Annotated in this window: 22 protein-coding genes; 13 read left to right on the top strand and 9 right to left on the bottom strand. The window is 73.4% G+C overall.

Features of this window, described 5'->3' with window-relative positions; all coding sequences use genetic code 11:
* Positions 1-22: 22 nt before the first annotated feature.
* On the bottom strand, positions 23-967 hold the full coding sequence (locus H9623_RS04790; protein WP_193718919.1) for a LysR family substrate-binding domain-containing protein: 945 nt from the start codon (positions 965-967) through the stop codon (positions 23-25).
* Positions 968-1,026: 59 nt separating this feature from the next.
* Between H9623_RS04790 and H9623_RS04795 the strand changes: the two genes are divergently transcribed.
* The gene (locus H9623_RS04795; protein WP_193718920.1) at positions 1,027-1,461 is read left to right on the top strand and encodes a DUF5997 family protein; all 435 of its coding nucleotides are present in this window, start codon (positions 1,027-1,029) and stop codon (positions 1,459-1,461) included.
* A gap of 131 nt (positions 1,462-1,592) precedes the next feature.
* Here H9623_RS04795 and H9623_RS19925 read toward each other — a convergent pair whose 3' ends face one another.
* Together H9623_RS19925 and H9623_RS04805 are read right to left on the bottom strand one after the other, a co-directional pair.
* Complete coding sequence (locus H9623_RS19925; protein WP_321575283.1) at positions 1,593-1,901, bottom strand: SelT/SelW/SelH family protein; 309 nt, start codon at positions 1,899-1,901, stop codon at positions 1,593-1,595.
* 194 nt (positions 1,902-2,095) lie between these two features.
* Entirely contained in the window at positions 2,096-2,707 is a 612-nt protein-coding gene (locus H9623_RS04805; protein ID WP_193718921.1) for a LysE/ArgO family amino acid transporter, read from the bottom strand.
* Between the two features lie 69 nt (positions 2,708-2,776).
* Between H9623_RS04805 and H9623_RS04810 the strand changes: the two genes are divergently transcribed.
* Positions 2,777-3,646 (top strand): LysR family transcriptional regulator ArgP, encoded by an 870-nt coding sequence (locus H9623_RS04810; RefSeq protein ID WP_193718922.1) that lies wholly within the window; start codon positions 2,777-2,779, stop codon positions 3,644-3,646.
* A 34-nt stretch (positions 3,647-3,680) separates the two neighbouring features.
* Positions 3,681-4,958: a class I SAM-dependent methyltransferase gene (locus H9623_RS04815; RefSeq protein WP_321575284.1), complete on the top strand. Its 1,278-nt coding sequence runs from the start codon at positions 3,681-3,683 to the stop codon at positions 4,956-4,958.
* A gap of 36 nt (positions 4,959-4,994) precedes the next feature.
* On the opposite strand, the gene H9623_RS04820 is transcribed toward H9623_RS04815, so the two are convergent.
* Entirely contained in the window at positions 4,995-5,399 is a 405-nt protein-coding gene (locus H9623_RS04820; RefSeq protein ID WP_193718923.1) for an FKBP-type peptidyl-prolyl cis-trans isomerase, read from the bottom strand.
* A 176-nt stretch (positions 5,400-5,575) separates the two neighbouring features.
* On the opposite strand from H9623_RS04820, the gene H9623_RS04825 reads away from it, so the two are divergent.
* The 4 genes from H9623_RS04825 to H9623_RS04840 all read left to right on the top strand — a co-directional run bounded on the left by H9623_RS04825 (position 5,576) and on the right by H9623_RS04840 (position 9,867).
* Positions 5,576-7,582 carry a glycoside hydrolase family 15 protein gene (locus H9623_RS04825; protein WP_193718924.1) on the top strand — a complete coding sequence of 669 codons (2,007 nt, stop codon included), beginning with the start codon at positions 5,576-5,578 and terminating at the stop codon, positions 7,580-7,582.
* A gap of 66 nt (positions 7,583-7,648) precedes the next feature.
* Positions 7,649-8,503, top strand: coding sequence for an alpha/beta fold hydrolase (locus H9623_RS04830; protein WP_193718925.1), 855 nt, complete (start codon positions 7,649-7,651; stop codon positions 8,501-8,503).
* The gene (locus H9623_RS04835) at positions 8,496-9,095 is read left to right on the top strand and encodes a TetR/AcrR family transcriptional regulator (protein ID WP_193718926.1); all 600 of its coding nucleotides are present in this window, start codon (positions 8,496-8,498) and stop codon (positions 9,093-9,095) included. The genes H9623_RS04830 and H9623_RS04835 overlap by 8 nt, the downstream gene beginning before the upstream one ends.
* 58 nt (positions 9,096-9,153) lie before the next feature.
* Positions 9,154-9,867 carry a hypothetical protein gene (locus H9623_RS04840; RefSeq protein WP_193718927.1) on the top strand — a complete coding sequence of 238 codons (714 nt, stop codon included), beginning with the start codon at positions 9,154-9,156 and terminating at the stop codon, positions 9,865-9,867.
* A gap of 33 nt (positions 9,868-9,900) precedes the next feature.
* On the opposite strand, the gene H9623_RS04845 is transcribed toward H9623_RS04840, so the two are convergent.
* Genes H9623_RS04845 through H9623_RS04855 form a run of 3 tightly spaced genes read right to left on the bottom strand, consistent with a single transcriptional unit; the run spans position 9,901 to position 12,735 of the window.
* A complete protein-coding gene (locus H9623_RS04845) occupies positions 9,901-11,307 on the bottom strand; it encodes a cystathionine beta-synthase (RefSeq protein ID WP_193718928.1) in 1,407 nt (468 codons plus the stop codon).
* 7 nt (positions 11,308-11,314) lie between these two features.
* The gene (locus H9623_RS04850; protein ID WP_193718929.1) at positions 11,315-11,806 is read right to left on the bottom strand and encodes a hypothetical protein; all 492 of its coding nucleotides are present in this window, start codon (positions 11,804-11,806) and stop codon (positions 11,315-11,317) included.
* A gap of 59 nt (positions 11,807-11,865) precedes the next feature.
* The gene (locus H9623_RS04855) at positions 11,866-12,735 is read right to left on the bottom strand and encodes a Bax inhibitor-1/YccA family protein (protein ID WP_193718930.1); all 870 of its coding nucleotides are present in this window, start codon (positions 12,733-12,735) and stop codon (positions 11,866-11,868) included.
* 286 nt (positions 12,736-13,021) lie between these two features.
* On the opposite strand from H9623_RS04855, the gene H9623_RS04860 reads away from it, so the two are divergent.
* The 5 genes from H9623_RS04860 to H9623_RS04880 all read left to right on the top strand — a co-directional run bounded on the left by H9623_RS04860 (position 13,022) and on the right by H9623_RS04880 (position 18,533).
* Positions 13,022-13,996, top strand: coding sequence for an ABC transporter ATP-binding protein (locus tag H9623_RS04860; protein WP_193718931.1), 975 nt, complete (start codon positions 13,022-13,024; stop codon positions 13,994-13,996).
* Positions 13,993-14,865: an ABC transporter permease subunit gene (locus tag H9623_RS04865; RefSeq protein ID WP_193718932.1), complete on the top strand. Its 873-nt coding sequence runs from the start codon at positions 13,993-13,995 to the stop codon at positions 14,863-14,865. Before H9623_RS04860 ends, H9623_RS04865 begins: the two co-directional genes overlap by 4 nt.
* Positions 14,866-14,930: 65 nt before the next feature.
* The gene (locus tag H9623_RS04870) at positions 14,931-16,373 is read left to right on the top strand and encodes a sensor histidine kinase (RefSeq protein WP_193718933.1); all 1,443 of its coding nucleotides are present in this window, start codon (positions 14,931-14,933) and stop codon (positions 16,371-16,373) included.
* Between the two features lie 128 nt (positions 16,374-16,501).
* Positions 16,502-17,146 (top strand): response regulator, encoded by a 645-nt coding sequence (locus H9623_RS04875; protein ID WP_407671834.1) that lies wholly within the window; start codon positions 16,502-16,504, stop codon positions 17,144-17,146.
* A 106-nt stretch (positions 17,147-17,252) separates the two neighbouring features.
* On the top strand, positions 17,253-18,533 hold the full coding sequence (locus tag H9623_RS04880) for an alpha/beta hydrolase family protein (protein WP_193718935.1): 1,281 nt from the start codon (positions 17,253-17,255) through the stop codon (positions 18,531-18,533).
* Between the two features lie 85 nt (positions 18,534-18,618).
* Here H9623_RS04880 and H9623_RS04885 read toward each other — a convergent pair whose 3' ends face one another.
* Complete coding sequence (locus H9623_RS04885; RefSeq protein ID WP_321575285.1) at positions 18,619-21,852, bottom strand: efflux RND transporter permease subunit; 3,234 nt, start codon at positions 21,850-21,852, stop codon at positions 18,619-18,621.
* A gap of 98 nt (positions 21,853-21,950) precedes the next feature.
* On the opposite strand from H9623_RS04885, the gene H9623_RS04890 reads away from it, so the two are divergent.
* Positions 21,951-22,469 carry a MarR family winged helix-turn-helix transcriptional regulator gene (locus H9623_RS04890; RefSeq protein ID WP_193718936.1) on the top strand — a complete coding sequence of 173 codons (519 nt, stop codon included), beginning with the start codon at positions 21,951-21,953 and terminating at the stop codon, positions 22,467-22,469.
* 56 nt (positions 22,470-22,525) lie between these two features.
* On the opposite strand, the gene H9623_RS04895 is transcribed toward H9623_RS04890, so the two are convergent.
* Entirely contained in the window at positions 22,526-23,761 is a 1,236-nt protein-coding gene (locus H9623_RS04895; RefSeq protein WP_321575286.1) for an MFS transporter, read from the bottom strand.
* Positions 23,762-23,792 lie beyond the last annotated feature (31 nt).

Below are 23,792 nucleotides of genomic sequence, written 5' to 3' on the forward strand. Positions count from 1 at the left end.
TATAAGTCAAGAGTGAAGGAACTCAGCGGCCCTTCTTGCGACCCTTCATCGACTGCGACTTGCCGAGCCGCTTCGCGACGGACTTGCCCGACTTCTTGCCGCCCTTCGGCGCCTGCTTGGCGCCGCTGCGCGCCGCGCTCGCGGTCCGGGTCCCCTTGGTGGCCTGCCCGGACTTCGCCCCCGCACCCTTGGCGCCCGACGGCGTCCGGCCGTCGCGCTTCTTGTCCGCCTCGGGCGTGGGCGGGGTGGGGCCCGCGACCCCGCGCGAGCTGTTGGCCGTGCGGCCGCGGACGATCCCGATGAACTCCTCGACCAGGTTCGACTTCTCCTCGGTCACCCACCCGAGCGCGACGGGCGCCTCCGGCCCGCCCTCGAGCGTCCGGTACGTGAGGTCCTTGCGGTGGTGCAGGCGCGCGAGGGACTGCGGCACGACCAGCAGACCGATCCCGGCGGCGACGAGCTCGATCGCGTCCGCGGTCGTCGCCGGGCGCTCCAGGGCGGGCCGGCCGGGCAGGGCAGGACGGGCCTCGTCGTCGGCGGCAGATCCCTCTGCGGGGTCCGCCCAGCCCAGCACGTCGTCGAGCGGGTGCAGCACGACCTCGTCCGCGAGGTCCGCCACGGTGAGCGCTTCGTCACTCTCGAGGGCTGCGAAAACGTGGTCGCGCGGGACCACGACCACGGGCACCTCGGTGTACATCGCGATGTGGCTCAGGCCCTCGCTGCGCACGGGACGACGCAGGATCGCGACGTCCGCCCCGCCGTCGAGCAGCAGGGCCTCGACCTGCGATGCCGGGGCGGCGAGCGCCTCCAGGCGCACGTCCGGGACCCGGTCGATCCACGTCCGCACCCACTTCGAGGGCGTCACGCCGGGGACGTACGCGAGGCGGAACCCGGGGGTCTGCGCGTCGGTGACGTCCTCGGCCGGTAGGTCGGCGTCGTGCTCGGCGCTGCGCGCAGTCTCTTCCACCCCACAACCCTAGCCGCCCCGGGACGAGGGAACGGGGCCGGGACCGATACCCTGGGACCATGAGCACCCCGCACTCCTCCCAGACCATGAAGCCCGCGACCGCGGCGAAGAAGCTCGGGGTGTACCTTCCCGCCACTCCCCCGGAGTTCCAGGAGGGGACCATCACGCGCGGCCAGCTCGAGGAGCTCGAGACCAACCCGCCCGAGTGGCTCGTCGACCTCCGCCGCAACGGACCCCACCCGCGCCCCGGCGGCGCGGGTCGCCTCAACGTCTCGATCGCAGGCCTGGCCCGCGGCGGCGTCGAGGAGGCGCTGACCACCGAGCAGATCAACGAGCTCCGCGAGGACCCGCCGGCGTGGCTCGTGCGCGAGCGCGAGATCCAGGCCGAGGTCCGGGCCGAGGAGGAGCGCGTCAAGGCGCGCGACCTCAAGAAGGCCAAGAAGGTCGCCCGCGCCAACCGCGAGGCCGAGCAGAAGGCCCCCCGCAGCGAGTGACGACTCGTGGCACCCCACGGGGTGCCGCGAACCGTCGGGCTGCCCGGCAGCGGCCCGGACGGGTCGTCCGGTGACGCCACCCGCCCGGAGCAGGAGGAACGCGCACGCGGAGTCGACGTGCGGCGCCGAGGCTAGGGCGTGCCGCCCGCACGGTCCGTGTGACCGAGCGCGAGGCCCGGGGCCACACGGTCGCGCACGATCCGCTTGAGCACCGGGACCTCGGGAAAGCCCTTCCTCTCCTTGCGGTCCCACACGAGCTCGTCCCCCACGTGGATCTGGAAGATCCCGCCCGTGCCGGGTACCAGCGCGACCTCGGTGAGCCGGGTCCCGAACGTCGTCAGCAGCTCCTGCGCGAGCCACGCGGCACGCAGCATCCAGCTGCACTGCGTGCAGTAGGTGATCTGCACACGGGCCGGTGTCTCGGTGCTCTGTTCGTCCACGCGCCCAGCGTGCCAGACGACGAGGCCCGGCGGAGGCCGTGCCCATCGATGGTCCCCGAGGCCCCGCCCGCCGAGCACGACCTTGCGGCCGCCGCACCCGTCAGGACGACCGCAACCTCGTGCTCGGCACCGGTGCACGACACCGGAGAGGGCCGCTGTCGTGCCAGGAGGCCCCGACTCCCTGCCCGGCCCGGCTACCGCACGACGAGCACGACCGCGAGCACCGCCATGACGAGCGCGATCCCGCCGTCGAGCACGCGCCAGGCGGCCGGTCGCGCGAAGACCGGGGCGAGGACGCGCGCCCCCAGGCCGAGCGCGGTGAACCACACGATGCTCGCGATCCCGGCCCCGACCCCGAAGGCCCAGCGCCCGCCCTCCCCGTACCCGGCTGCGACCGAGCCGAGCAGCAGGACCGTGTCGAGGTAGACGTGCGGGTTGAGCCAGGTCAGGGCGAGCGCCGTCCCGACGGCGGCACCCACCGCCGTCCGCAGGCCTCCCTCGGCCGCCTCGAGGGCCGCGGGACGCAGCGCGCGCCGGGCTGCCTGCACGGCCAGGACCAGGAGGAACGCGGCGCCTCCCCAGCGCACGACCGCGAGCAGCACGGGCGCGTTCGAGACGAGCACCCCCAGGCCGGCGACCCCGGCCGCGATGAGCACCAGGTCGGAGAGCGCGCACACCAGGACCACGGGCACGACGTGCTCGCGACGAAGCCCCTGCCGGAGCACGAACGCGTTCTGGGAGCCGATCGCCACGATGAGGGACAGCCCGGTGCCAAGGCCGGCGAGAAGGGGCGCGAAGGAGGTCACGTGCTCGACGCTAGGCCCGCACCGACGGACAGTCCAGCGAATGTTTCTGCAGAACCTTAAGATCTGCTCATGGTGGATCTCCAGCCCGACCAGCTCCGCACGCTCGACGCGATCGCGACGACGGGCACGTTCGAGGCCGCGGCCCAGGAGCTCGGTGTGACCCCCTCGGCGGTCAGCCAGCGCATGCGCGCGCTCGAGGCGTCCGTGGGCCAGGTGCTCGTGCGCCGGGGCCGTCCCGCGACGCTCACCGCCCCCGGCGAGGTGCTCGTGCGCCACGCGCGCCGGCTCGCCCTCCAGCACGCCGAGGTCCTCGCCGAGCTCGACCTGGGCGACGGGGACGTCCCCGAGCTCACGCTCGTCATCACGGGCGACGCCCTGACGACGTGGGCCCTGCCCGTGCTGGCCGACGCGTCGTCGTGGGCGCGGCTGGAGATCGTGCGCGAGGACCAGGACCACTCGATCGACCTGCTGCGCGACGGGACGGCCGTCGCGGCGGTCACGTCGGTCCGGGCCGCCGTGCCGGGGTGCCGATCGACGCCGCTCGGGCGCATGCGCTACCGCCCCCTGGCGAGTCCCGCGTTCGCCGAGCGGTGGTTCCCCGACGGCCCGACGACCGCGGCCCTCTCGGTCGCGCCCGTGGTCGTGTTCGACCGCAAGGACGACCTCCAGGACCGGTACCTGGGGCAGCGCGCCGGCGGCCCCCGGCACCACGTCCCCGCCTCGCACGAGTTCCTGCGTGCGGTCGAGCTCGGGATGGGATGGGGCATGCTGCCGGACCTCCAGAGCCACGAGGCCGAGGCCGCGGGGCGCCTCGTGGGGTTCGACGACCGCGCGAGCCTGACCGTGCCGCAGTACTGGCAGCAGTGGCGGCTGCACTCCCCCACGCTCGACCGGGTCGCTGCGGCCGTCCGGGAGGCCGCCGCCGCCCACCTGCGCTGACGCCGGGCAGGACGAGGCAGGGCAGACTTGTCCTGTGCCCTCCCCCACTTCCGACGAGCGTCCCCCCGTGCCCGACCGCCCCACCCCGCCCGCGCACGTCGAGCAGCCCGCGCAGCCCGTGCCCGCGCGGGACCAGGCCGCCCTCGACCGGCTCCTCGCGGGGCTCGAGCGCTTCACGCCCGACGACGGCCCGGCTCGCCCGCACGGCGGGTCGGCGGACCCGACCCTCGTCGCGGTGGACGCGACCGACCGCCTGCTGCTCGACGAGGCCGCGAGCGCCCTGGCCGCGACCCGCCCCGGCGAGGTGGTCGTGGTCGACGACCGGTTCGGGGCGCTCACGCTCGGGGCGGCGGTGGCGCACGGCCTCACGGGGATCCGGGTGCACCAGGACGCGCTGACGAGCGAGACCGCCCTGGACCGCAACGCCCGCGCTGCCGCGCGACGCGACCTCCCCGGGCCCGAGGCGGCGTTCTCCCACCACCCGCTGGGCGAGGACCTGCTGCGGGGCGCCCGGGTCGTCGTGCTCCAGCTCCCCCGCTCGCTCGCGGCGCTGCGCGACGTCGCGGAGCACGTCGCGCGGTTCGCCGCCCCCGACGTGGTGGTGTTCGCGGGTGGCCGGGTCAAGCACATGACGACGGCCATGAACGAGGTCCTGGCCGAGTCCTTCACCGAGGTCCGGGCGAGCCTGGCCCGCCAGAAGTCCCGCGTGCTGGTGGCGAGCGGGCCCCGCCCGGGGACGGGTCTCACCTACCCCGTGACGGAGCACGTCGCCGAGCTGGGCCTGGACGTCGTCGCGTACGGGGCGGCGTTCGCGGGGGCGAGCCTCGACCTCGGGACCCGGTTCCTGCTGGGCTTCCTCGACGAGGTCTCACCGGGCGCGCGCGACGCCGTGGACCTGGGCTGCGGAACGGGCATCCTCGCCGTGTCGTTCGCCCGGGCGCGGCCGGGGGCGAGCGTCGTCGCGACGGACCAGTCGGAGGCGGCCGTGCGCTCGGCCCGTGCGACGGCCGCGGCCGACGGCGTGGGCGACCGGGTCCGGGTGGTGCGCGACGACGTCGGGTCCTCGCTCGCGGACCGCAGCGCCGACGTCGTGCTGTGCAACCCGCCGTTCCACCAGGGCGCGGCCCTGAGCACGGACGCCGCGCACCGCATGTTCGCCACCGCGGGGCGCGTGCTGCGACCGGGTGGTGAGCTGTGGACGGTGTACAACTCGCACCTGCGCTACCGGCCCGCGCTCGAGCGCGCGGTCGGGCCCACGACGCAGGCGGGCCGGAACCCCCGGTTCACGGTGACGCGCAGCGTCGCCCGCTGAGGGAGGTCCCGGCCCGTCGGGCGCGGAGGCGCGAGGTCACTCGACCCCGACGACGTCCACCACGAAGACCAGCGTGTCCGTGCCGCCGATGCCCGCCTGCGGGACGCCGCGCATGCCGTAGCCGTGCTCCGGCGGGATCGAGAGCAGGACGCGCGAGCCGACGTTCTGCCCCACGAGGCCCTTGTCCCAGCCGCCGATCACGGCGCCGGTCCCGATGGGGAAGCTGATGGTCTGGCCACGGTCGTACGACGTGTCGAAGATGTCGCCGTCCCAGACCTGCCCCAGGTAGTTGACGACGATCGTGCGCCCGGCCGTCACGACGGGGCCGCTGCCCTCCTCGAGGACCTGGACCTGGAGGCCGGCGGGTGCGCCGCCCTCGGGGAACGTCAGGACGGGCTTGTCGCCGAACGAGCCGGACGCGGTGGGGAGCTGCGTGCTCATGGTGCTACCTCTCGGGTGGTGGTGCGGGGGTCGGGAACAGCCTAAGCGTCCGGCGCACCTCCCGGCCCGGCCCCGCGCTGCCCGACGACGGAGCGCACCGTGCGCTCCCGGGTGCGCTGCGCCGTCGGGCACCTCTTGCGCCTGACAACCGCCGCGCGCGGGCGCACGCTGGAGGCATGGAGGCTCGTGACGCGTCGGTGGGCACCGACGACACCGGCGCCGACACCGCGCGCCCCGTCGACACGTCCGAGCTCGACGCGCCCGTGACGCACGCGGGCGGCGCCCAGGTGCCCGTGGGGCGGCGCTCGCCCTTCCCCGGGATCGCGGAGTACGCGTTTCTGTCGGACTGCGAGTGCAACGCGCTCGTCGCGCCCAGCGGCGCGATCGAGTGGATGTGCGTGCCCCGACCGGACTCGCCGAGCATCTTCGCGGCGGTCCTCGACCGGGGCGCGGGCTCGTTCCGCGTGGGACCGTACGGGGCGCGCGTCCCCGTGGCGCGGCGGTACATCCCGGGGACGCTCGTGCTGGAGACGACGTGGCAGACGGCGACGGGCTGGCTCGTGGTGCGTGACGCGATGCTCATGGGCCCGTGGCACAACGTCGACGAGCGCTCGCAGACGCACCGGCGCACGCCCACCGACTTCGACGCCGAGCACATGCTGCTGCGCACCATCCTGTGCGTCAACGGGACGGTCGACGTCGAGGTGGTGTGCGAGCCGCTGCCCGACTACGGGCGCGAGGCCGCGCGGTGGGAGTACGACGGGGCGACGTACCAGAGCCTCGTGACGCGCGTCGTGCACGCCACGACGCCCGACCTGCGCCTCAGCAGCAGCCTGCGGCTGGGCGTCGAGGACCGGCGCGCGCAGGGGCGCACGCGCATGTCCGCGGGCGACAAGGCGTACGTCGCGCTGTCGTGGTCGGACCGGCCCGCGCCCGACACGTGGCCCGACGCCGCCGACGCGATGGGCCGCACCGAGCAGTACTGGCGCGACTGGATCACGCAGGGCGTCTTCCCCGACCACCCGTGGCGCTCGTACCTGCAGCGCAGCGCGCTCACGCTCAAGGGGCTGACGTACGCGCCGACGGGTGCGCTCCTCGCCGCGGCGACGACGTCGCTGCCCGAGACGCCGCACGGCGAGCGCAACTGGGACTACCGGTACGCGTGGGTGCGCGACTCGACCTTCGCCCTGTGGGGCCTGTACACCCTGGGCCTCGACCGGGAGGCCGACGACTTCTTCGCGTTCGTGCACGACGTGTGCCGCGACGGGCGCGAGCTGCAGATCATGTACGGCGTGGGCGGCGAGGACCGGCTCGAGGAGAGCACGCTCGACCACCTCTCGGGCTTCGAGGGCGCCCGGCCCGTGCGGGTCGGCAACGCGGCCTTCGACCAGGAGCAGCACGACATGTGGGGCGCGGTCCTCGACTCGGTGTACCTGCACGCCCGGTCGCGCGAGCAGCTCCCCGAGTCCCTGTGGCCGGTCCTCAAGGCGCAGGTCGAGGAGGCCGCGCGGCACTGGCACGAGCCCGACCGCGGCCTGTGGGAGGTCCGCGGCGAACCGCAGCACTTCACGTCGTCCAAGGTGATGTGCTGGGTCGCGCTCGACCGCGGGGCCCGCCTGGCCCGCCTCTACGACGAGCAGGACTACGCCGACCAGTGGCAGAAGGTCGCGGACGAGATCCGGGCCGACGTCCTGGAGCACGGCGTCGACGCGCGGGGGGTGTTCGTGCAGCGCTACGGCTCGGACGCGCTCGACGCGTCGCTCCTGCTCGTCCCGCTCCTGCGGTTCCTGCCGCCCGACGACCCGCGCGTCGTGGCGACGGTCGACGCGATCGCGAACGACCTCACGGTCAACGGGCTCGTGCTGCGCTACCGGACCGACGAGACCGACGACGGGCTGTCGGGGGCCGAGGGCACGTTCACGATCTGCTCGTTCTGGCTCGTCTCGGCGCTCGTCGAGGTCGGCGAGCTCGACCGGGCACGGGCGCTGTGCGAGCGGCTGCTGTCGTTCGCGAGCGAGCTCAACCTGTACGCCGAGGAGATCGACCCGCACTCGGGGCGGCACCTGGGGAACTTCCCGCAGGCGTTCACGCACCTGGCTCTCATCAACGCCGTGGTGCACGTGGTGCGGGCCGAGGAGCGCCAGGACGGGGCGGGGCACTTCGAGGCGGCCCACCGGGGATGACCGGTTCGCGGGACGTCGCTGGGCACCTCTTGCACCCCATTGGCTAACGGGATTAGCCTAGACGCTATGAGTACTCACCAGATCGTGGAGCACCTCCCTCGCCCGGAGGGTGCCGTCGCGTACACCGTGACCGGGTCGGGCCCCCTCGTGGTCGCCGTCCCCGGCATGGGCGACCTCCGCTCGACCTACCGGGACCTGGTCCCCCCGCTCGCCGCCGCGGGCTACCGCGTGGCCGTCATGGACCTGCGCGGGCACGGGGACAGCAGCACGACCTTCCGCACGCACGGCGACGTCGCGACCGGCCAGGACCTCCTGGCACTCGTCGAGCACCTGGGCGGGCCTGCCGTGCTCGTCGGGAGCTCGATGGGAGCCGGGGCCGCCACCTGGGCGGCCGCCGAGCAGCCCGACGCCGTCGCCGGGCTGGTCCTGCTCGGCCCGTTCCTGCGGGACCCGTCCGCGAGCGCCGCCCGGGCGTCGGCGAACCGGCTGCTCTACCGCGTCGCCCTCGCGCGCCCCTGGGGTGCGGCCGCCTGGGCGGGCTTCTACTCGACCCTCACCAAGGGCCGCAGGGCGCCGTGGCACGCCGAGCACGTCGCCGCGATCCGTGCCTCGATGCGTGAGCCGGGCAGGCTGCGCAGCTTCCGCGACCTGACCCTCGCCCTCACGCACGCGCCCGTCGAGGCACGCCTGACCGAGGTGGCCGCCCCCGCGATCGCCTTCATGGGGGCGCTCGACCCCGACTTCGCGGACCAGCGGGCCGAGCTCGGGTGGATCCAGGGGGCGATCGGCGCACAGGGCCACCTCGTCCCGGACGTGGGGCACTACCCGCAGCACCAGGCGCCCGACGTCGTGCTCCCCGCGACCCTCGCGTTCCTCGCCGGCCTGCGCACGGGCGACCAGGGCTGGGGCGCCCGTGGCTAGGGCCGGGCTCAGCCGCGACGCGGTCACGGCTCTCGCGCTGCGCGTGGTGGACGACGGCGGCACGCACGGCTTCACGGACCTCACCCTCGCGAAGGTCGCCGCCGCCGCCGGGGTCGCGACCCCGAGCCTGTACAAGCACGTGGGCTCGCTCGCGGACCTGCGCCGGGCCGTGGCGCTCGTCGCGATCGACGACCTGACGCGCGCGACCGCGGCCGCGACGATCGGGCGCTCGGGACCCGACGCGCTGTCGGCGCTCGCGTGGGCCGTGCGCGACTTCGCGCGCGAGCACCCGGGCCGGTACGCCGCGGTCCAGCTCTCCCCCGACCTCGGGGCCGCAGACGACGACCCGCTCTCGCTCGCGGGCGCCCGGACGATCGCCGTGATCGTCGCGGTCCTGCGCGGCTTCGACCTGCCCGAGGAGCGGGCAGTCGACGCGATCCGCGCCGTCCGGTCCGCGATCCACGGGTTCGTCTCGCTCGAGCTCATGGGCGGGTTCGGCCTGCCCGACGACGTCGACCACAGCTTCGAGGTCCTCGTCCGGCTGCTCGTGGCCGGGATCGCGGACCTCGCCGACCTGCCGGAACCAGCGTGACCCCCGGTCGTCGCCCGTCCTGGCCCGCGCAGTCCGCACCCGTCGAAGGAGAGTCGCCATGACCGCACCGTCCGACCGGCCCCGCCCTGACCGGGGAACCGACCCGGGCACCGACCCGGACCTCGTCCGGCCCCGCACCGGAGCGCTCCTGCTCGCGCTCGCGGGCGCCCTCTTCCTCGCGTTCCCGCTCCTGCGTCCGTGGGTCCCGGAGGACGTCGCGTCCCCCGAGCTCGCGGCGGCCTTCGCCTCGGGACCCTGGATCGCCGCGCACCTGTGCGGCGCAGCAGGGTTCGTGCTGCTCCCCGCCGCCTTCCTGGGGCTGCGGGCACGGCTCGCCGGGACGCGGGGCCGGGCTCCGGCGTCGGGCGCGGTCGTCACGGCCTGGCTCGGCGCCGGGCTCGTCCTGCCGTACTTCGGGGCGGAGGTCTTCGGGATCCACGCGGTCGCGCGCGACGCCCTCACGGCGGGCGGCCTCGACCTCCTGCCGACGGTCGACGCGATCCGGTCGCAGCCCGTCGCGATGACGCTGTTCGGGCTCGGGCTGCTCGCGGTGGCCGCGAGCGGGGTGCTGGCGGCCGTGGCGGCGTGGCGCGGCGGGCTCGCCCCGCGGTGGGTCGGGCTCCCGCTCGCGGCGGGGCTGGCGCTCTACCTGCCGCAGTTCTTCCTCGCCCCGGCGGGTCGCGTGGCGCACGGGGTGCTGCTGGCCGCAGGCTGCTTGCTCGCGGCGTGGGCGATGCACCCGGGCGCGGACGGTCCCGCCCGCCGGGGGTGACCAGGAGGCCACCCCCGGGGGCGCGCGCCGCCCTCAGTGCGCGAGGAACCCCAGCAGGTCGTGGCGCGTGAGCACCCCGACCGGGTCGCCGTCGTCGATCACGAGCAGCGCGTCGGCGTCGTGCAGCGCGGCCCGGATGGCCGCGACGCCCTCGCCCGCCCCGATGAGCGGGAAGCGCGGCTCCATGTGCTTGTCCACCCGGTCGGCGAGCGACGCCTGGCCGGAGAAGACCGCGTCGAGCAGGGCCCGCTCGCTCACGGCCCCTGCGACCTCGCCGATCTTGACGGGCGGCTCGGCCCCCACGACGGGCATCTGCGAGACGCCGTACTCGCGCAGGATCTCGATCGCGTCGCGCACGGTCTCGCCCGGGTGGGTGTGGACCAGGCTCGGGATCTGCCCGCTCTTGGAGCGGAGCATGTCGCCCGCGGTCACGCCCTCCTCGGCGTCGAGGAACCCGTAGGACCGCATCCAGGAGTCGTTGAAGATCTTCGAGAGGTAGCCGCGGCCGCCGTCGGGCAGGATCACGACGATCACGGCCCTCGCCGCCGCGGCCGGGTCCTCGTCCTCGAGGCGGCGGGCCAGGCGCAGCGCCGCGACGACGGCCATGCCGCACGAGCCGCCCACGAGCAGCCCTTCCTCGCGGGCGAGGCGGCGCGTCATCTCGAACGAGTCGGCGTCGCTCACGGCGATGATCTCGTCGGGCACGGTCGGGTCGTACGCGGTGGGCCAGAAGTCCTCGCCCACGCCCTCGACCAGGTAGGGGCGCCCGTCGCCGCCCGAGTAGACGGACCCGGCGGGGTCGGCGCCCACCACGTGCACCCGGCCACCGGCGTCGGCCCCTCGTGACGCGGAGGCGTCCTTGAGGAACCGGCCGGTCCCCGTGATGGTCCCGCCCGTCCCGACCCCGGCCACGACGTGCGTGACGCGACCGTCGGTGTCGGCCCAGATCTCCGGGCCCGTGCTCTCGTAGTGCGACGCGGGGCCGTTGGGGTTGGCGTACTGGTTGGGCTTCCAGGCGCCCGGGATCTCGGCGACGAGCCTGTCCGAGACCGAGTAGTAGGAGTCGGGGTGGTCGGGGGCCACGGCCGTGGGGGTCACGACGACACGCGCCCCGTAGGCGGTCAGGACGTCGCGCTTGTCCTGGCTCACCTTGTCGGGGCAGACGAACACGCAGTCGTACCCCTTGCGCTGCGCGACGAGCGCGAGCCCGACCCCGGTGTTCCCCGAGGTGGGCTCGACGATCGTGCCACCGGGGGCGAGCTCACCGGAGGCCTCGGCGGCCTCGATCATCTTGAGCGCGATGCGGTCCTTCACGGAGCCGCCCGGGTTGAGGTACTCGACCTTGGCGAGGATCGTCGCAGAGAGGCCGTCGGTCACCGATCCGAGCCGGACCAGGGGTGTCCCGCCGACGAGGTCAGAGATGTGGTGTGCGAACTTCATGCACCGATCATGCGCTGCCGAGGGCCATTCCGCCGAGCACGGCGCACAGCGCCACGCTGACGCCGAGGACGACGACGAGCAGCGGGCGGTCCGCGGCCTCGCGGGCGAAGTACCGCCCGACGGCGGCGCTCACCCCTCCCGCGACGGCGAGATAGAGCACCGAGGCCAGGGCGACGCCGCTCGTCGCGGTGCCCGGGTCCCCGGTCGCGGCGCTCAGGAGCGCGCCCAGGACCATGAAGCTCCAGAGACCGACGCCCACGAGGCCGAGCCCGAAGAACAGGATCGTGGCCCTGCGGTCGTCCCACTCGCGGGAGATGCGGTGCCCGAGCCAGGCGAGCACCGAGCCGGCGGTCAGCGTCACGAGCAGGATCACGACCGCGGAGGCCGTGACCCACGCGACGGCGTTCGTGACGCTCCGTCCGACGAGGAACCCGTAGGGGACCTGGAGGGCGAGCAGGGTGAAGGCGGCCAGCGCGAGGCCGGCGGCAAAGACCGGCACCCGCGTCGGAACAGGTTCCGAAGCGGGTGCCGGGGACTTCTTCCGGGCGTCGGACAACGTCAGTCGCTGCTCTGCAGGAGCGCGAACAGGCGCAGGAACTCGAGGTAGAGCCAGATGAGCGTGACCATGAGGCCGAACGCGGCCGACCAGGCGAACTTGGCGGGGACGCCGGCCTCGACGCCACGCTTGATCGAGTCGAAGTCGACGATGAGCGAGGCGGCGGCGAGGCCGACCGCGACGAGCCCGACGATGATGCCGAGGCCGCCCTCGCGCATGCCCCAGCCGTCGAGGACGCCCGTCATCGTCAGCAGAAGGTTGACGAGCGAGAAGGCCAGGTAGCCGACCATCGCGATGATGAGCCAGCGCGTGAACTTGGGCGTGACGCGCACCTTGCCGGACTTGAAGAGGAAGAGCGCTGCGGCGAAGGTCGTGACGGTCGCGAGGACCGCCTGGACGACGACGCCGTTCCACTGCGTGTTGTAGAACGCGCTGATGCCGCCCAGGAACGCGCCCTGCGCGATCGTGTACGCCACGATGAGCGCGGGGCTCGGGCTCTTCTTGAACGCGTTGACCAGACCCAGGACCAGGCCGACGATCGCGCCGCCGATCCACAGGAACGGCATGGTGTCGACGAGCTGCCAGCTCGCGGCACCCACGACGACGAGCAGGGCGAGCAGCCCACCGGTCTTGATGATGACGTCGTCGTACGTCAGGCGCTTGGTGTCCGCGGATGTCGCGGTCGGCGCGTTGTACATGGCGTCGAGCGTCGCGGCGTCGGCTGCCTGCGCACCGTAGCTGCCGTACTGCGCCTGCTGCGGCGGCGTGCCGTACGCGGGGTTCTGCTGGATGGTGCCCGCAGCCCCCTGGTTGGTGCGCGCGCGCTTGGGCTCGCCGAAGATGGCGCTGTTGTTGAAGACGGGGTTGCTCATGCTTCCTCCTGGTCGCGGCGTCCAGTGCCCTCTGGCGAGGCGGGTGTCGCTGGCCGTGTTTCCATCCTATGCAACGAGCGGGTTCGCGCCGGTGTTCCCGCGAGGTTCGTCCGACTTTTCCACCCGCTCGCGGCGCAGGATCGCTCCCCTGGTCGACGACGTCATCCTTGCGGCGTACGCGAGCCCGTCGTGAAGATCGACCGTGCGGGGGCATCGCTGCCGACGTCCCGGTCCCTAGGCTGGAGGACGTACGAGCCACCACCCGCAACCCACCCGAGGGGCGAGCATGATCGAAGCACGAGGCCTGACCAAGCGGTACGGGCCCAAGACCGCTGTCGACGGGATCTCCTTCACCGTCCAGCCCGGCCAGGTGACGGGCTTCCTGGGCCCGAACGGTGCCGGCAAGTCGACCACGATGCGCATGATCATGGGGCTCGACCGTCCCACGGCCGGGTCGGTGACCGTCAACGGTCAGCCGTACGCCGCGCACCGTTCGCCCCTGACCGAGGTCGGGGCCCTCCTCGACGCGAAGGCCGTGCACACGGGCCGCAGCGCGTACAACCACCTGCTCGCGATGGCGGCCACGCACAACATCCCGAAGACCCGCGTGCAGGAGGTCATCGAGATGACCGGCCTGCAGTCGGTCGCGAAGAAGCGCGTGGGCGGCTTCTCGCTCGGCATGGGCCAGCGGCTGGGGATCGCGTCCGCGCTGCTGGGCGACCCCAAGACGCTCATCCTCGACGAGCCCGTCAACGGCCTCGACCCGGAAGGGGTCCTGTGGGTCCGCAACCTGGCCCGCTACCTCGCGTCGGAGGGCCGGACGGTCTTCCTGTCCAGCCACCTCATGAGCGAGGTCGCGCTGACCGCGGACCACATCATCGTGATCGGCAAGGGCCGCATCATCGCGAACGCGCCCGTCAAGGACATCGTGGACGGTGGAGCCCAGCACACGGTCCGTGTCCGCACACCGCAGGCCACGCAGCTCGCCGAGCTGCTGACCCGTGACGGCGCGACCGTCACGTCGGACGAGCCCAGCCTGCTCCAGATCACGGGCGTCGAGGCGCCCGGCATCGGCGAGCTGGCCGCCGCGTCGGGCATCGTCCTGCACGAGCTCACGCCCGTGACCTCGACCCTCGAGGAGGCGTACATGCTCCTCACGGCCGACTCGGTCGAGTACCAGACCGAGTCCGCGACCCAGCACGTGGGCCACGGCGTCGACGCTCCGGCCGACGCCCCGATCTCCGAAGGAGCCCAGCGATGACCGCCGCCACCGTCTCCGCAGCACGCCCGACGGCGCAGCGCGCCCCGTCCGCCCGTCTCACCTTCGGCGGAGTCCTCAAGTCCGAGTGGATCAAGCTCTGGACCCTGCGCTCGACCGTGTGGACGTTGTCCATCACGGTCGTGGTCATGGTCGGGATCGCGCTGATGTTCGGCTTCTTCATGAACCTGGCGACCGAGAACCTGTCGGCTGAGGAGGCTGCCGCGACGTCGGCGATCCTCCCCTCTGCCGCCGTGGTCGTGAGCGGCTACCAGATGGCTCAGCTCGTGGTCGGGGTCCTGGGTGTCCTGATCATCACCGGCGAGTACTCGACCGGCATGATCCGTTCCACCTTCTCCGCCGTCCCGCGCCGACTGCCTGCCTTCTTCGCCAAGCTCATCGTGCTGTTCTCGATCAGCTTCGTGGTGACGCTCGTCGGCGTCGCGCTCTCCTACCTCGTGACGATCCCGTTCGTCCCGCAGGCTGTGGACCTGGCCGACGGCGACAGCATCCGGGTCCTGGTCGGTGCGGCGCTCTACGTCGCGACGATCGCGGCCCTCTCGCTCGGGATCGGCACGCTGCTCCGCAGCACGGCCGGGTCGATCTTCACCGTGATGGGTCTGCTGCTCGTGGTCCCGAACATCCTCGCGATCGTGACGGCCTTCTCGGACAACGTCGTGATCGAGGCCATCTACAAGTACCTCCCGTCGCTGGCCGGCCAGCAGCTCATGGCCATGGGCGGCATCGACCCGATGACCGGTGCGATGGCGACGGACGGCCTGTCGCCGTGGGGCGGCTACGGGGTGCTCGTGGCCTGGACGGTCGCCGTCCTGCTGGCCGCGGCGGTCGTCCTCAAGCGTCGGGACGCCTGACCATCTTCCGCACCGCGCACAGCCCGGCGCCGGACCACGAGACCCGTGGTCCGGCGTCGGGCGCTGTGCGTCCCGGGGCTCCGAGCAACCCCGGTGCCGGCAGGGCACCCAAGCCATCCCCCCGGCCGCGCTCGGGCAGCATCGCGGTCTTCACCGAGCTCGACGCGCGCAAGCTCGGACCGGTCCGCCGGTACTTCGTCCGTCACCCGGTCGTCATGGACTGGTTCGTCGCGGCCTGGTTCACGGTCCCCGGCCTCCTGACGACCCTGCTGCCGCCCGAGCACGCGCGCTACGGCGTCGCTGCCGCGACGCTCGTGGGCGGTGCCGTGCTGCTGTGGCGTCGGCGCAACCCGCTCCTGACCGCAGCGGCCATCGGGGTCCTCGCGGTCCTCACGATCGCCCTCAGCGGCGACTCGGCTGGCTTCGAGCTCGCGGTCGCGTTCGCGATCTATGCGGTCGCGACGACCTACCGCCCGGTCGTGGCGTGGAGCGTGCTCGGGGCCCTGGTCCTGACCGTGTGCACCGCAGAGATGATCTGGTACGACTTCGCGGTGAGCGAGTCCGGCGCGATCGTGCGCGCCGAGGTGAGCAGCGGTGAGGTCACGGGGTCACGGGTCGCGGCCGTCGCGATCACGCTCACGTTCGCGCTGCTGGGCATCGCGATCGGGTCGAGCGTGCGCGGCCGGCGTCTGCACGTCGCGGACCTCGTGGACCGTGCCAACGCGATCGCGCGCGACCGCGACCAGCAGGCGCAGCTCGCAGCCGCCGCAGAGCGGGCGAGGATCTCGCGCGAGATGCACGACGTCGTCGCGCACAGCCTGACCGTCATGGTCGCGCTCGCCGACGGAGCCAAGGCGCTGGGGGCCAAGGACCCCGAGCTCGCGGGCCAGGCGCTCGACGAGCTGACCGAGACGGGCCGGGCCGCGCTCGCCGACATGCGCCGGGTCCTGGGGGTCCTGCGCGACCCCGACGGCTCGGTTGCCCCCCTCACGCCCACCGCCGACGTGCCGACCATGGAGGACATCGCGGAGCGCTTCCGGCACGCGGGCCTGCCCGTGCGTCTCGTGCGGGTCGGCGTCCAGCCGGACCCCGACCCGGGGCTGCGTCAGGCTGCGCACAGGATCGTGCAGGAGTCGCTGACCAACGTCCTGCGCTATGCGCCCCTGACCCCCATGGTCGTGGTCGAGATCGCCCGGCGTGACGCGGGCGAGGTCGACGGTGGAGACTGGCTCGTGATCACGGTCACCAACAAGGCGGGTCGCGCACCGGGCGGGACGGCCCGGGACGGGGCGGACGCCCGCCCCCTGCCCGCGGGCATCGCGGGCGACCAACCCATCGGCACAGGAAGAGGGATCATCGGGATGCGCGAACGTGCGGCCTTCTACGGGGGGACGGTCACGGCCGGTCCCACGGGCTCGGGCTGGGAGGTCGTGGCGAGGCTGCGCCTCGACGGCACGGGGAGCGACCACGCGTCCCGGCCCGACGGCGGCACGGGGGCCCCGCTGTGAGCCTCCCGTCCACGAGGGGGCCGGGCGGCTCGGACGAGAGTGCCGAGGACGGCGCCCGGACGTCCGTGCCGCACGACGCCACGCACCCGGTCCGGGTCCTGCTCGTCGACGACCAGTCGCTGCTGCGCATGGGTTTCCGCATGATCCTTGCCGCCGAGGACGACATCGAGGTGGTCGGCGAGGCGAGCGACGGCGAGACCGCGTTCGCCCAGGCCACGGCCCTGCGCCCCGACGTGATCCTCATGGACGTGCGCATGCCGGGCGTCAACGGGATCGACGCGACCGAGCGGATCATCGCCGAGCTGCCCGCGAGCCGGGTCATCATCCTCACGACGTTCGACCTCGACGAGTACGCGTTCGCGGCGCTGCGCGTGGGTGCGAGCGGGTTCCTCCTCAAGGACGCGCGGCCGGCCGAGCTCGTCGGCGCGATCCGCAACGTCGCGAGCGGCGACGCCGCGGTCTCGCCCCGGGTCACGCGCCGGATGCTCGAGATGTTCGCGGGCTACCTGCCCGAGGACGCGCACGCACAGGGTGCTGCGGGTCCCGGGCAGGGTGTCGACGACCCGCGGCTGCGCGAGCTCACGGCGCGCGAGCTCGAGGTCTTCGCCGCGCTCGGCGAGGGGCTGTCGAACGCCGAGATCGCGGCGCGCTTCGTGGTCTCGGAGGCCACCGTCAAGACGCACGTGGGTCGGGTGCTCGGCAAGCTCGGACTCCGCGACCGGGTCCAGGCCGTGGTGCTGGCCTACGAGACGGGCGTGGCCCGCCCGAGCTGAGCGACGCCGTCGGGCCCCGGCTGGTGAGCGCCCGTGTTCAGGGGGATCGTCGGAGAGGACCCGACGCCCGTCGGCTCCGCCGCGCACGCCGCACGAGGGGACCGCCATGCCCGCTCACCACGACCCGTTCGACGCCGGGTTCTCCGGCGACCGCGACCGGGACTACGAGATCCGCACCGTCCTGGGCGGCGCCACGAACGGGACGGCGGACGTGGGCGAGGTCCTCGCGGCCGTCGCGCACGTCCGCGACAAGGACCACCAGGGGTGGTTCGACGCGTGGCACGCGCTCGGCGACCGCGTGGCCGGGATCGCCACCGGCGCGGCGGCCGCCGGGCACGACGCGAGCGCTGCCGCCGCGTTCCTGCGCGCGTCCGCGTACTACGCGGTCGCGGTCGACGCGGTCGCGGCCCTCGGCAGCGACGACCTGCTCCTGCCCACCTTCCGCAAGCACCGCGCCGCGTGGGACCGGTGGGTCGGGACGAGCGGGCTCGACGTCGAACGCGTCGACGTCCCGTACGAGGGCACGACCCTGCCCGGGTACCTCTTCCACGCCCCCCGGATGCCTGGCGGCTCGACGACCGGCGGCGCGGGACGCGGGCCCTCTGGTCCGCGCCCTCTCCTGGTCGCGGTCAACGGGTCCGACGGCTCGTTGACCGCGATGTGGAACGCGTGCGCAGCGGGCGCCCTGCGTCGCGGGTACCACGTGTTCGTGTTCGACGGCCCGGGGCAGCAGTCGATGCTGTTCGAGCACGGCACGCCCTTCCGGTACGACTTCGAGGCGGTCCTGACTCCCGTGCTCGACGCCCTCGTGGACCGACCGGACGTGGACGCGCAGCGGGTCGCCGTCTACGGCTCGAGCCAGGCCGGGTACTGGGTGCCGCGGGCGCTCGCGTTCGAGCACCGCCTCGCGGCGGCCGTGGTCGATCCCGGGGTCGTCGAGGTCGCGGCCTCGTGGACGACGACGATGCCGAAGGCTCTCCTCAAGCTTCTCGACGAGGGCAAGGACCACGCGTTCGACCGGGACATGGACCTGGGCCTGCGCCTGTCGAAGGGCACGGCGGCCACGTGGCGGTTCCGTTCGCGGCCGTACGGCGTCGAGGGCTACGCCGCGACGCTCCGCGCGGTCCAGAAGTACGACCTGCGGGACGTCGCCGCCCGCATCACCACGCCCCTGCTCGTGACGGCTCCCGAGGGCGAGCAGTTCTGGCCCGGCCAGTCCGAGGAGCTCGTCCGGCTCGCGCCCGACGTCGCGACCCTCGTGCGGTTCACCGCCGCCGAGGGGGCGAGCCTGCACTGCCAGCCCCTCGCCCGCGCCCTGACCGAGCAACGGGTCTTCGACTGGCTCGACGAGGCGCTCGCCCCGGTGCTCGTGGCCGACGAGCGGTGAGTGCACGAGGCCCGCCCGGGAAGGACGGGCGGGCCTCGGTGTGCTGGGCCTGCGAGCGCAGGCCCGCGGGCAGGTCCCGGGGCTGTCAGACCGCGGGCTCGACCTCCGGCTCCTCGGTGGTCTTGCCGACGAGCTCGGCGGCCTCGGCGTCACGCTTCGCAGCGCGCCTGGCAGCCCGCTTCTCGCCCGCACGCTCGGCGATCGTGTAGAGCACGGGCACCACGACGAGCGTGAGCAGCGTCGAGGACAGGAGCCCGCCGATCACGACGAGGGCGAGCGGCTGCGAGATGAACGAGCCGCCACCCGTGATGCCGATCGCCATGGGCGTGAGCGCGAAGATCGTCGCCGCGGCCGTCATGACGATGGGGCGCAGGCGCTGGCGCGAGCCCTCGAGCACGGCCTCGTCCAGCCCGCGCCCCTGCTGGCGGTACTGGTTGATGAGGTCGATGAGGACGATCGCGTTCGAGACCACGATCCCCACCAGCATGAGCATGCCGATGAGCGCCGGCACACCGAGCGGCGTGCCGGTCGCGAGCAGCAGGAGCAGCGCACCGGTCGCGGCGAAGGGGATCGACACGAGCAGGATGAACGGCTGCAGCAGGCTGCGGAACGTCGCGACCATGACGAGGTAGACGATCGCGATCGCGACCAGGAGCGCGAGGCCCAGGTCGGCGAACGCGTCGGCCTGCTGGGTCGCGACGCCGCCGAGCTCGACGGTCGCCCCGCCCGGCAGGTCGAGGTCGTCGATCGCGGCCGTGAGGGCCGTCGTGAGCGTGCCGAGGTCCTGGCTCGCGGGCGTGACCGCGATGGTCGCGCTGCGCTCGCCGTTGACCCGGGAGATCGACGTGGGGACCTCGACCTCGTCGATGCTCGCGATCTGCGTGAGCGGGACGACGCCCGCGGCCGTGGGTACCACGAGCGCCTCGAGCTCGTCGACCGTGGCAGGAGCCTGCCCGACGGCGACGCGCACCTGCACGGGGCCGTCACCGAGGTTCACGCTGCCCACGGGCGAGGGCGACATGAGGCTCGCGACGGTCCCCGCGACCTGGGTCTCGGTGAGCCCGACGGCGGCTGCCGCGTCCCGGTCGACCGTCACCTGGATCGTGGACTGCGCGCTCGCGAGGTTGTTGGTGACCTCGGACGCGCCCTCGGTGTCCTCGGCGAGCTGCTGGACCTGGTCGGCCGCGTCGGCCAGCGTCTCGGTGTCGGGAGCACGGACCACGAGGTCGACGGTCGAGCTGCCGAACGCCGCGTCGGCGCCCGCGACCGTGATGCCCTCGGAGTCCTCGCCACCCAGGTCGGCGACCGCGTCACGGACCTCCTGCTGCGCCGCGACGCCGTCGGCGTCGGCCGAGAGCGTGAGCGAGAACGTGGCCTTCGGCGACCCTCCGCCGCCGAAGAACGCGGCCTCGGGGCCGCCCGCGGTACCGACGGTCGTCTGGACGGTGTCGACGGACTCGAGGTCCATGAGCGCCTGCTCGACCTCACGAGCCGCGGCGTCCTGCGTCGCCAAGGACGTGCCCGGTGCGAAGGACTCGGTGACCGTGATCGTGTCCTGACCGGAGTCGCCCAGGAAGTTGGTCTCGAGGCGCGGCACGAGCGCTACCGTGCCCGCGAGGACCGCGACAGCGACCGTCAGCGTGATGGCGGGGTGGCGCAGCGCGGCGCCCAGCGTCGGCAGGTAGCCGCGCTGCCACAGCCCGCGGCGCTCCTTGAGCTCGGCCTCCTCGCGAGCCTGCTCCGCCACGATCCGAGCCTGCTCGGGGTCGGCCGGGACCGCGGGGGCCTTGATGAACCAGTAGGCCAGGACGGGGACGATCGTCAGCGCGACGAGCAGCGACGCCGTCATGGCGATCGCGACCGTCATGGCGAACGGACGGAAGAGCTCGCCGACCATGCCGCCGACCAGCGCGATGGGCAGGAAGACCGCGACGGTGCAGACGGTCGAGGCCGTGATCGCGCCGCCGACCTCCTTGACCGCGGTGAGGATCGCGGTGGTCTTCTTCTCGCCGTAGGACAGGTGTCTCTTGATGTTCTCGATCACGACGATCGAGTCGTCGACCACGCGGCCGATCGCGACCGTCATGGCCCCGAGGGTCAGGATGTTCAGGGTGTACCCGGTCGCGTTCATGACGATGAACGTGACGAACAGGGACAGCGGGATCGAGACGGCCGAGACGAGGGTCGAGCGCAGGGACGTGAGGAACAGCAGGATCACGACGACCGCGAACACCAGGCCGAGGAGGCCCTCGGTCGCGAGGCCCTCGATGGACTCCTCGATGAACGGGGCCTGGTCGAACACGACCTCGACGCGCACGTCGCTCGCCTCGAGGGCGCCGTCCATGTCCTCGATCGCGGTCTGGATCGCGTGCGAGACCTCGACCGTGTTGCCGGCCGGGGTCTTGGTGATCGCCACGGCGAGCGCGGGCTCGCCGTCGAGGCGCGAGTAGGAGGTCGCGGGCTGCGGGCCCACGGTCACGGTCGCGACGTCGCCCAGGGTCACGGGCGCGCTCGGAGCGATCCCGGCTGCGGCGCCCGCGGCGGACGCGGCCGGCGAGGCGACGAGCGGCAGGTTGATCAGGTCGTCGGCGCTCGTGACCGCCGAGCCGACCTGGACGGACAGGGTGCGGTCGCCCGCGGCGACCGTCCCGGCCGGGACGACCACTCCGTTGTCCTGGAGGATCGTGGTGACCTGGGCCGGGCTCAGGCCCGCGGCGGCGAGGGCCGCGACGTCGAGGTCGATCGTGACCTGCTGGTCGGCGACGCCGCTGACCGCGACGCTGCGCACGTCCGCGACCTCTTCGAGCGCGGGCACCACGACGCTGTCGACCGTCTGGGCGAGCGCTGCCTCGTCGGCTCCCCCGGAGACGGCGAGCTGGATCACGGGGAGGTCGTCGACCGAGCCGGTCACGACGGTCGGGTCCACGTCGGCGGGCAGCTGGCTGCTCACGCGCGTGACCGCGGTCTGGAGCTGCTGCGCGGCGAGGTCCATGTCGGTGCCGTACGTGAACTGCACGGTCGTCACGGACATGCCGGTCGAGGAGCTCGACGTGACGTCCTCGACGCCGTCGACTCCGCGGGCGGCGGTCTCGAGGGGGGTCGTGACCTGCTGCTCGACGATCGCCGGGGCAGATCCGGGGTACACGGCGACGACGGCGGCGGTGGGGATCTGCAGGCTCGGGATGAGCTCCTGCTTGAGCGATCCCATGCTGACGACGCCGAACACGGCTATCGCGATCGTGGCGAGCGCGACGACGGCGCGGTTCGCCAACGACGTTCGGGCGAGACGGAACACGGGGCCTCCAGGGTGGGTGGTCACGACGTCGTCGTCGCAGAGTCGTTAGCCTAACGCTAAGGAATCCGCGAGAGTTCCCGCGTCCCGCAGACCGGCCACCGGCGCTCGGATAGAGTCTCGCCGTGACCTCGGACCCCCCTGGCGATCGCGCCCGGCTCCACCGCGAGCTGATCGACGCGCAGCGCACCCTCCAGGAGCTCGTGCTCGCACGGCGCCTCGAACCTCTCATGCGGACCCGGCTGACCGCACAGCAGATGCGCGCCCTGGGGATCCTGCTGATCGACGGCGAGCGGAGCACCGCACACCTGGGCGAGGTCCTCGGCGTCAGCCCCGCCACGATCTCCGGGATCGTCGACCGGCTCGAGGCCGCGGGGATGGCCTCGCGGCGCTCCGACCCCGAGGACGGCCGGGTCCGGCTCGTGGCCGCGACCGACCGCGGGGCGAAGGCCGTGCGCAGCATCGTCGCGAGCGACGGGCCGGCCGGACCCGAGACCCTGGAGCACCTGACCCTCGACGAGCTCGAGGGGCTGCGGCTCGGGCTCGCCGGCCTGGTGCGCGTCGTGCGCGAGCGCGGCGACGAGATCGACGGCACGACCGCCGAGCCGAGCGCGGAACCGGACCGGGCCCCGGGCGAGAGATAGGCAGACGGCGGGACCTGCGCGCACGCCCGTGCCCGACGACGCCTCCCGCCTCCCGCTCAGATCTCGCCCAGCGCCTCCTCGGGCGTCCCCTCGACGGCCCGGGCCCGACGGTTCCAGCGCGACCACAGGACCGACTCCCCCAGCTCGCCCGCCATCCTGTGCGCCGTCGCGAGGAACGCGACGACCCCGACGAGCAGCACGCCCGCGCCGACCCAGTACGGGACCGACGGCCCGACCGGGTGGAGCAGACCCGCGATCACGGGAGCCGGCGCGGCGAAGCCCCACCGGACCAGGTTGAACGCCCCGGTCGTCACGCGACGGTCGGGGCTGCCGAGCGCGAGCGAGAGGTCGGTCAGGTTCGCGTTCGCGATCCCCATGAACACCCCGGCGACCACGAGGACGACGACCGACCCGGCCGTGCCGAGGTCGAGCGCGAGGGCGACCGTGGCCAGGAGCACGCCGACGACCGCGATCCCCATGGTCTGGACCGCGCCGACCGCGTGCGCGAGCCGGTGCCCCACGACGAGGATGCCGACCGCGAGCCCGATGCCCCACGCCGTGAAGACGAGGCCGAGCGGGATGACGTCGAGCCCCAGGAACACGGGCGTGTAGCCCAGGATGACGAAGAAGACGAAGTTGTAGGCCGCGGTGACGATGCACAGCGCCCGGAAGCCCGGCTTGCGGAAGAGCGCGAAGACCTGCCCCACGTGGAGCGGGGTGGGCTTCTCGGCCGGGTCCTGGAGTCGCGTGATCGACAGCGCGAGCGCGACGATCATGAACAGGCCGCACGCGAGGAACGGGATGCGCCAGCTGAACTGTCCCAGGAGCCCACCGATGAGCGGTCCGACCGCGAAGCCCAGGCCCACGCACGTCTCGAACAGGCCCACGACCCACTCGCGGTCGTTGGCGAGCGAGACGAGCAGCACCATCGCGGTCGCGAAGAACATCGCGTTGCCCAGCCCCCACAGCCCGCGCAGCGCGGCGAGCTGCCCGATGTTCTGCGAGAGGGCCGCCAGGATCGCCGCGACGGCGACCAGGCTCACGCCCGCGCCGAGGACCTTCTTGTACCCGAACCTCCCCGTCGCGAGGACGGCCGGGATCATGCCGATCGCCATGACCGCGATGTAGGCCGTGAAGAGCAGCTCGATCTGCCAGGTGCTCGCGCCGATCTCCTGGCCGATGATCGGCAGGATCGGGTCGACCACGGCGATGCCCGCGATGGCGAAGAAGGCCGTGAGGGCGGTCGCGTAGATCGCGGTCTTGTTGGGCTCGTTCCTGGTGGTTCTGGACACACGTCCCCCGGGGTCTGGTGGGTGCTGGTAC

The organism is Oerskovia douganii (genome assembly GCF_015142735.1).
Lineage (GTDB): Bacteria > Actinomycetota > Actinomycetes > Actinomycetales > Cellulomonadaceae > Oerskovia > Oerskovia douganii.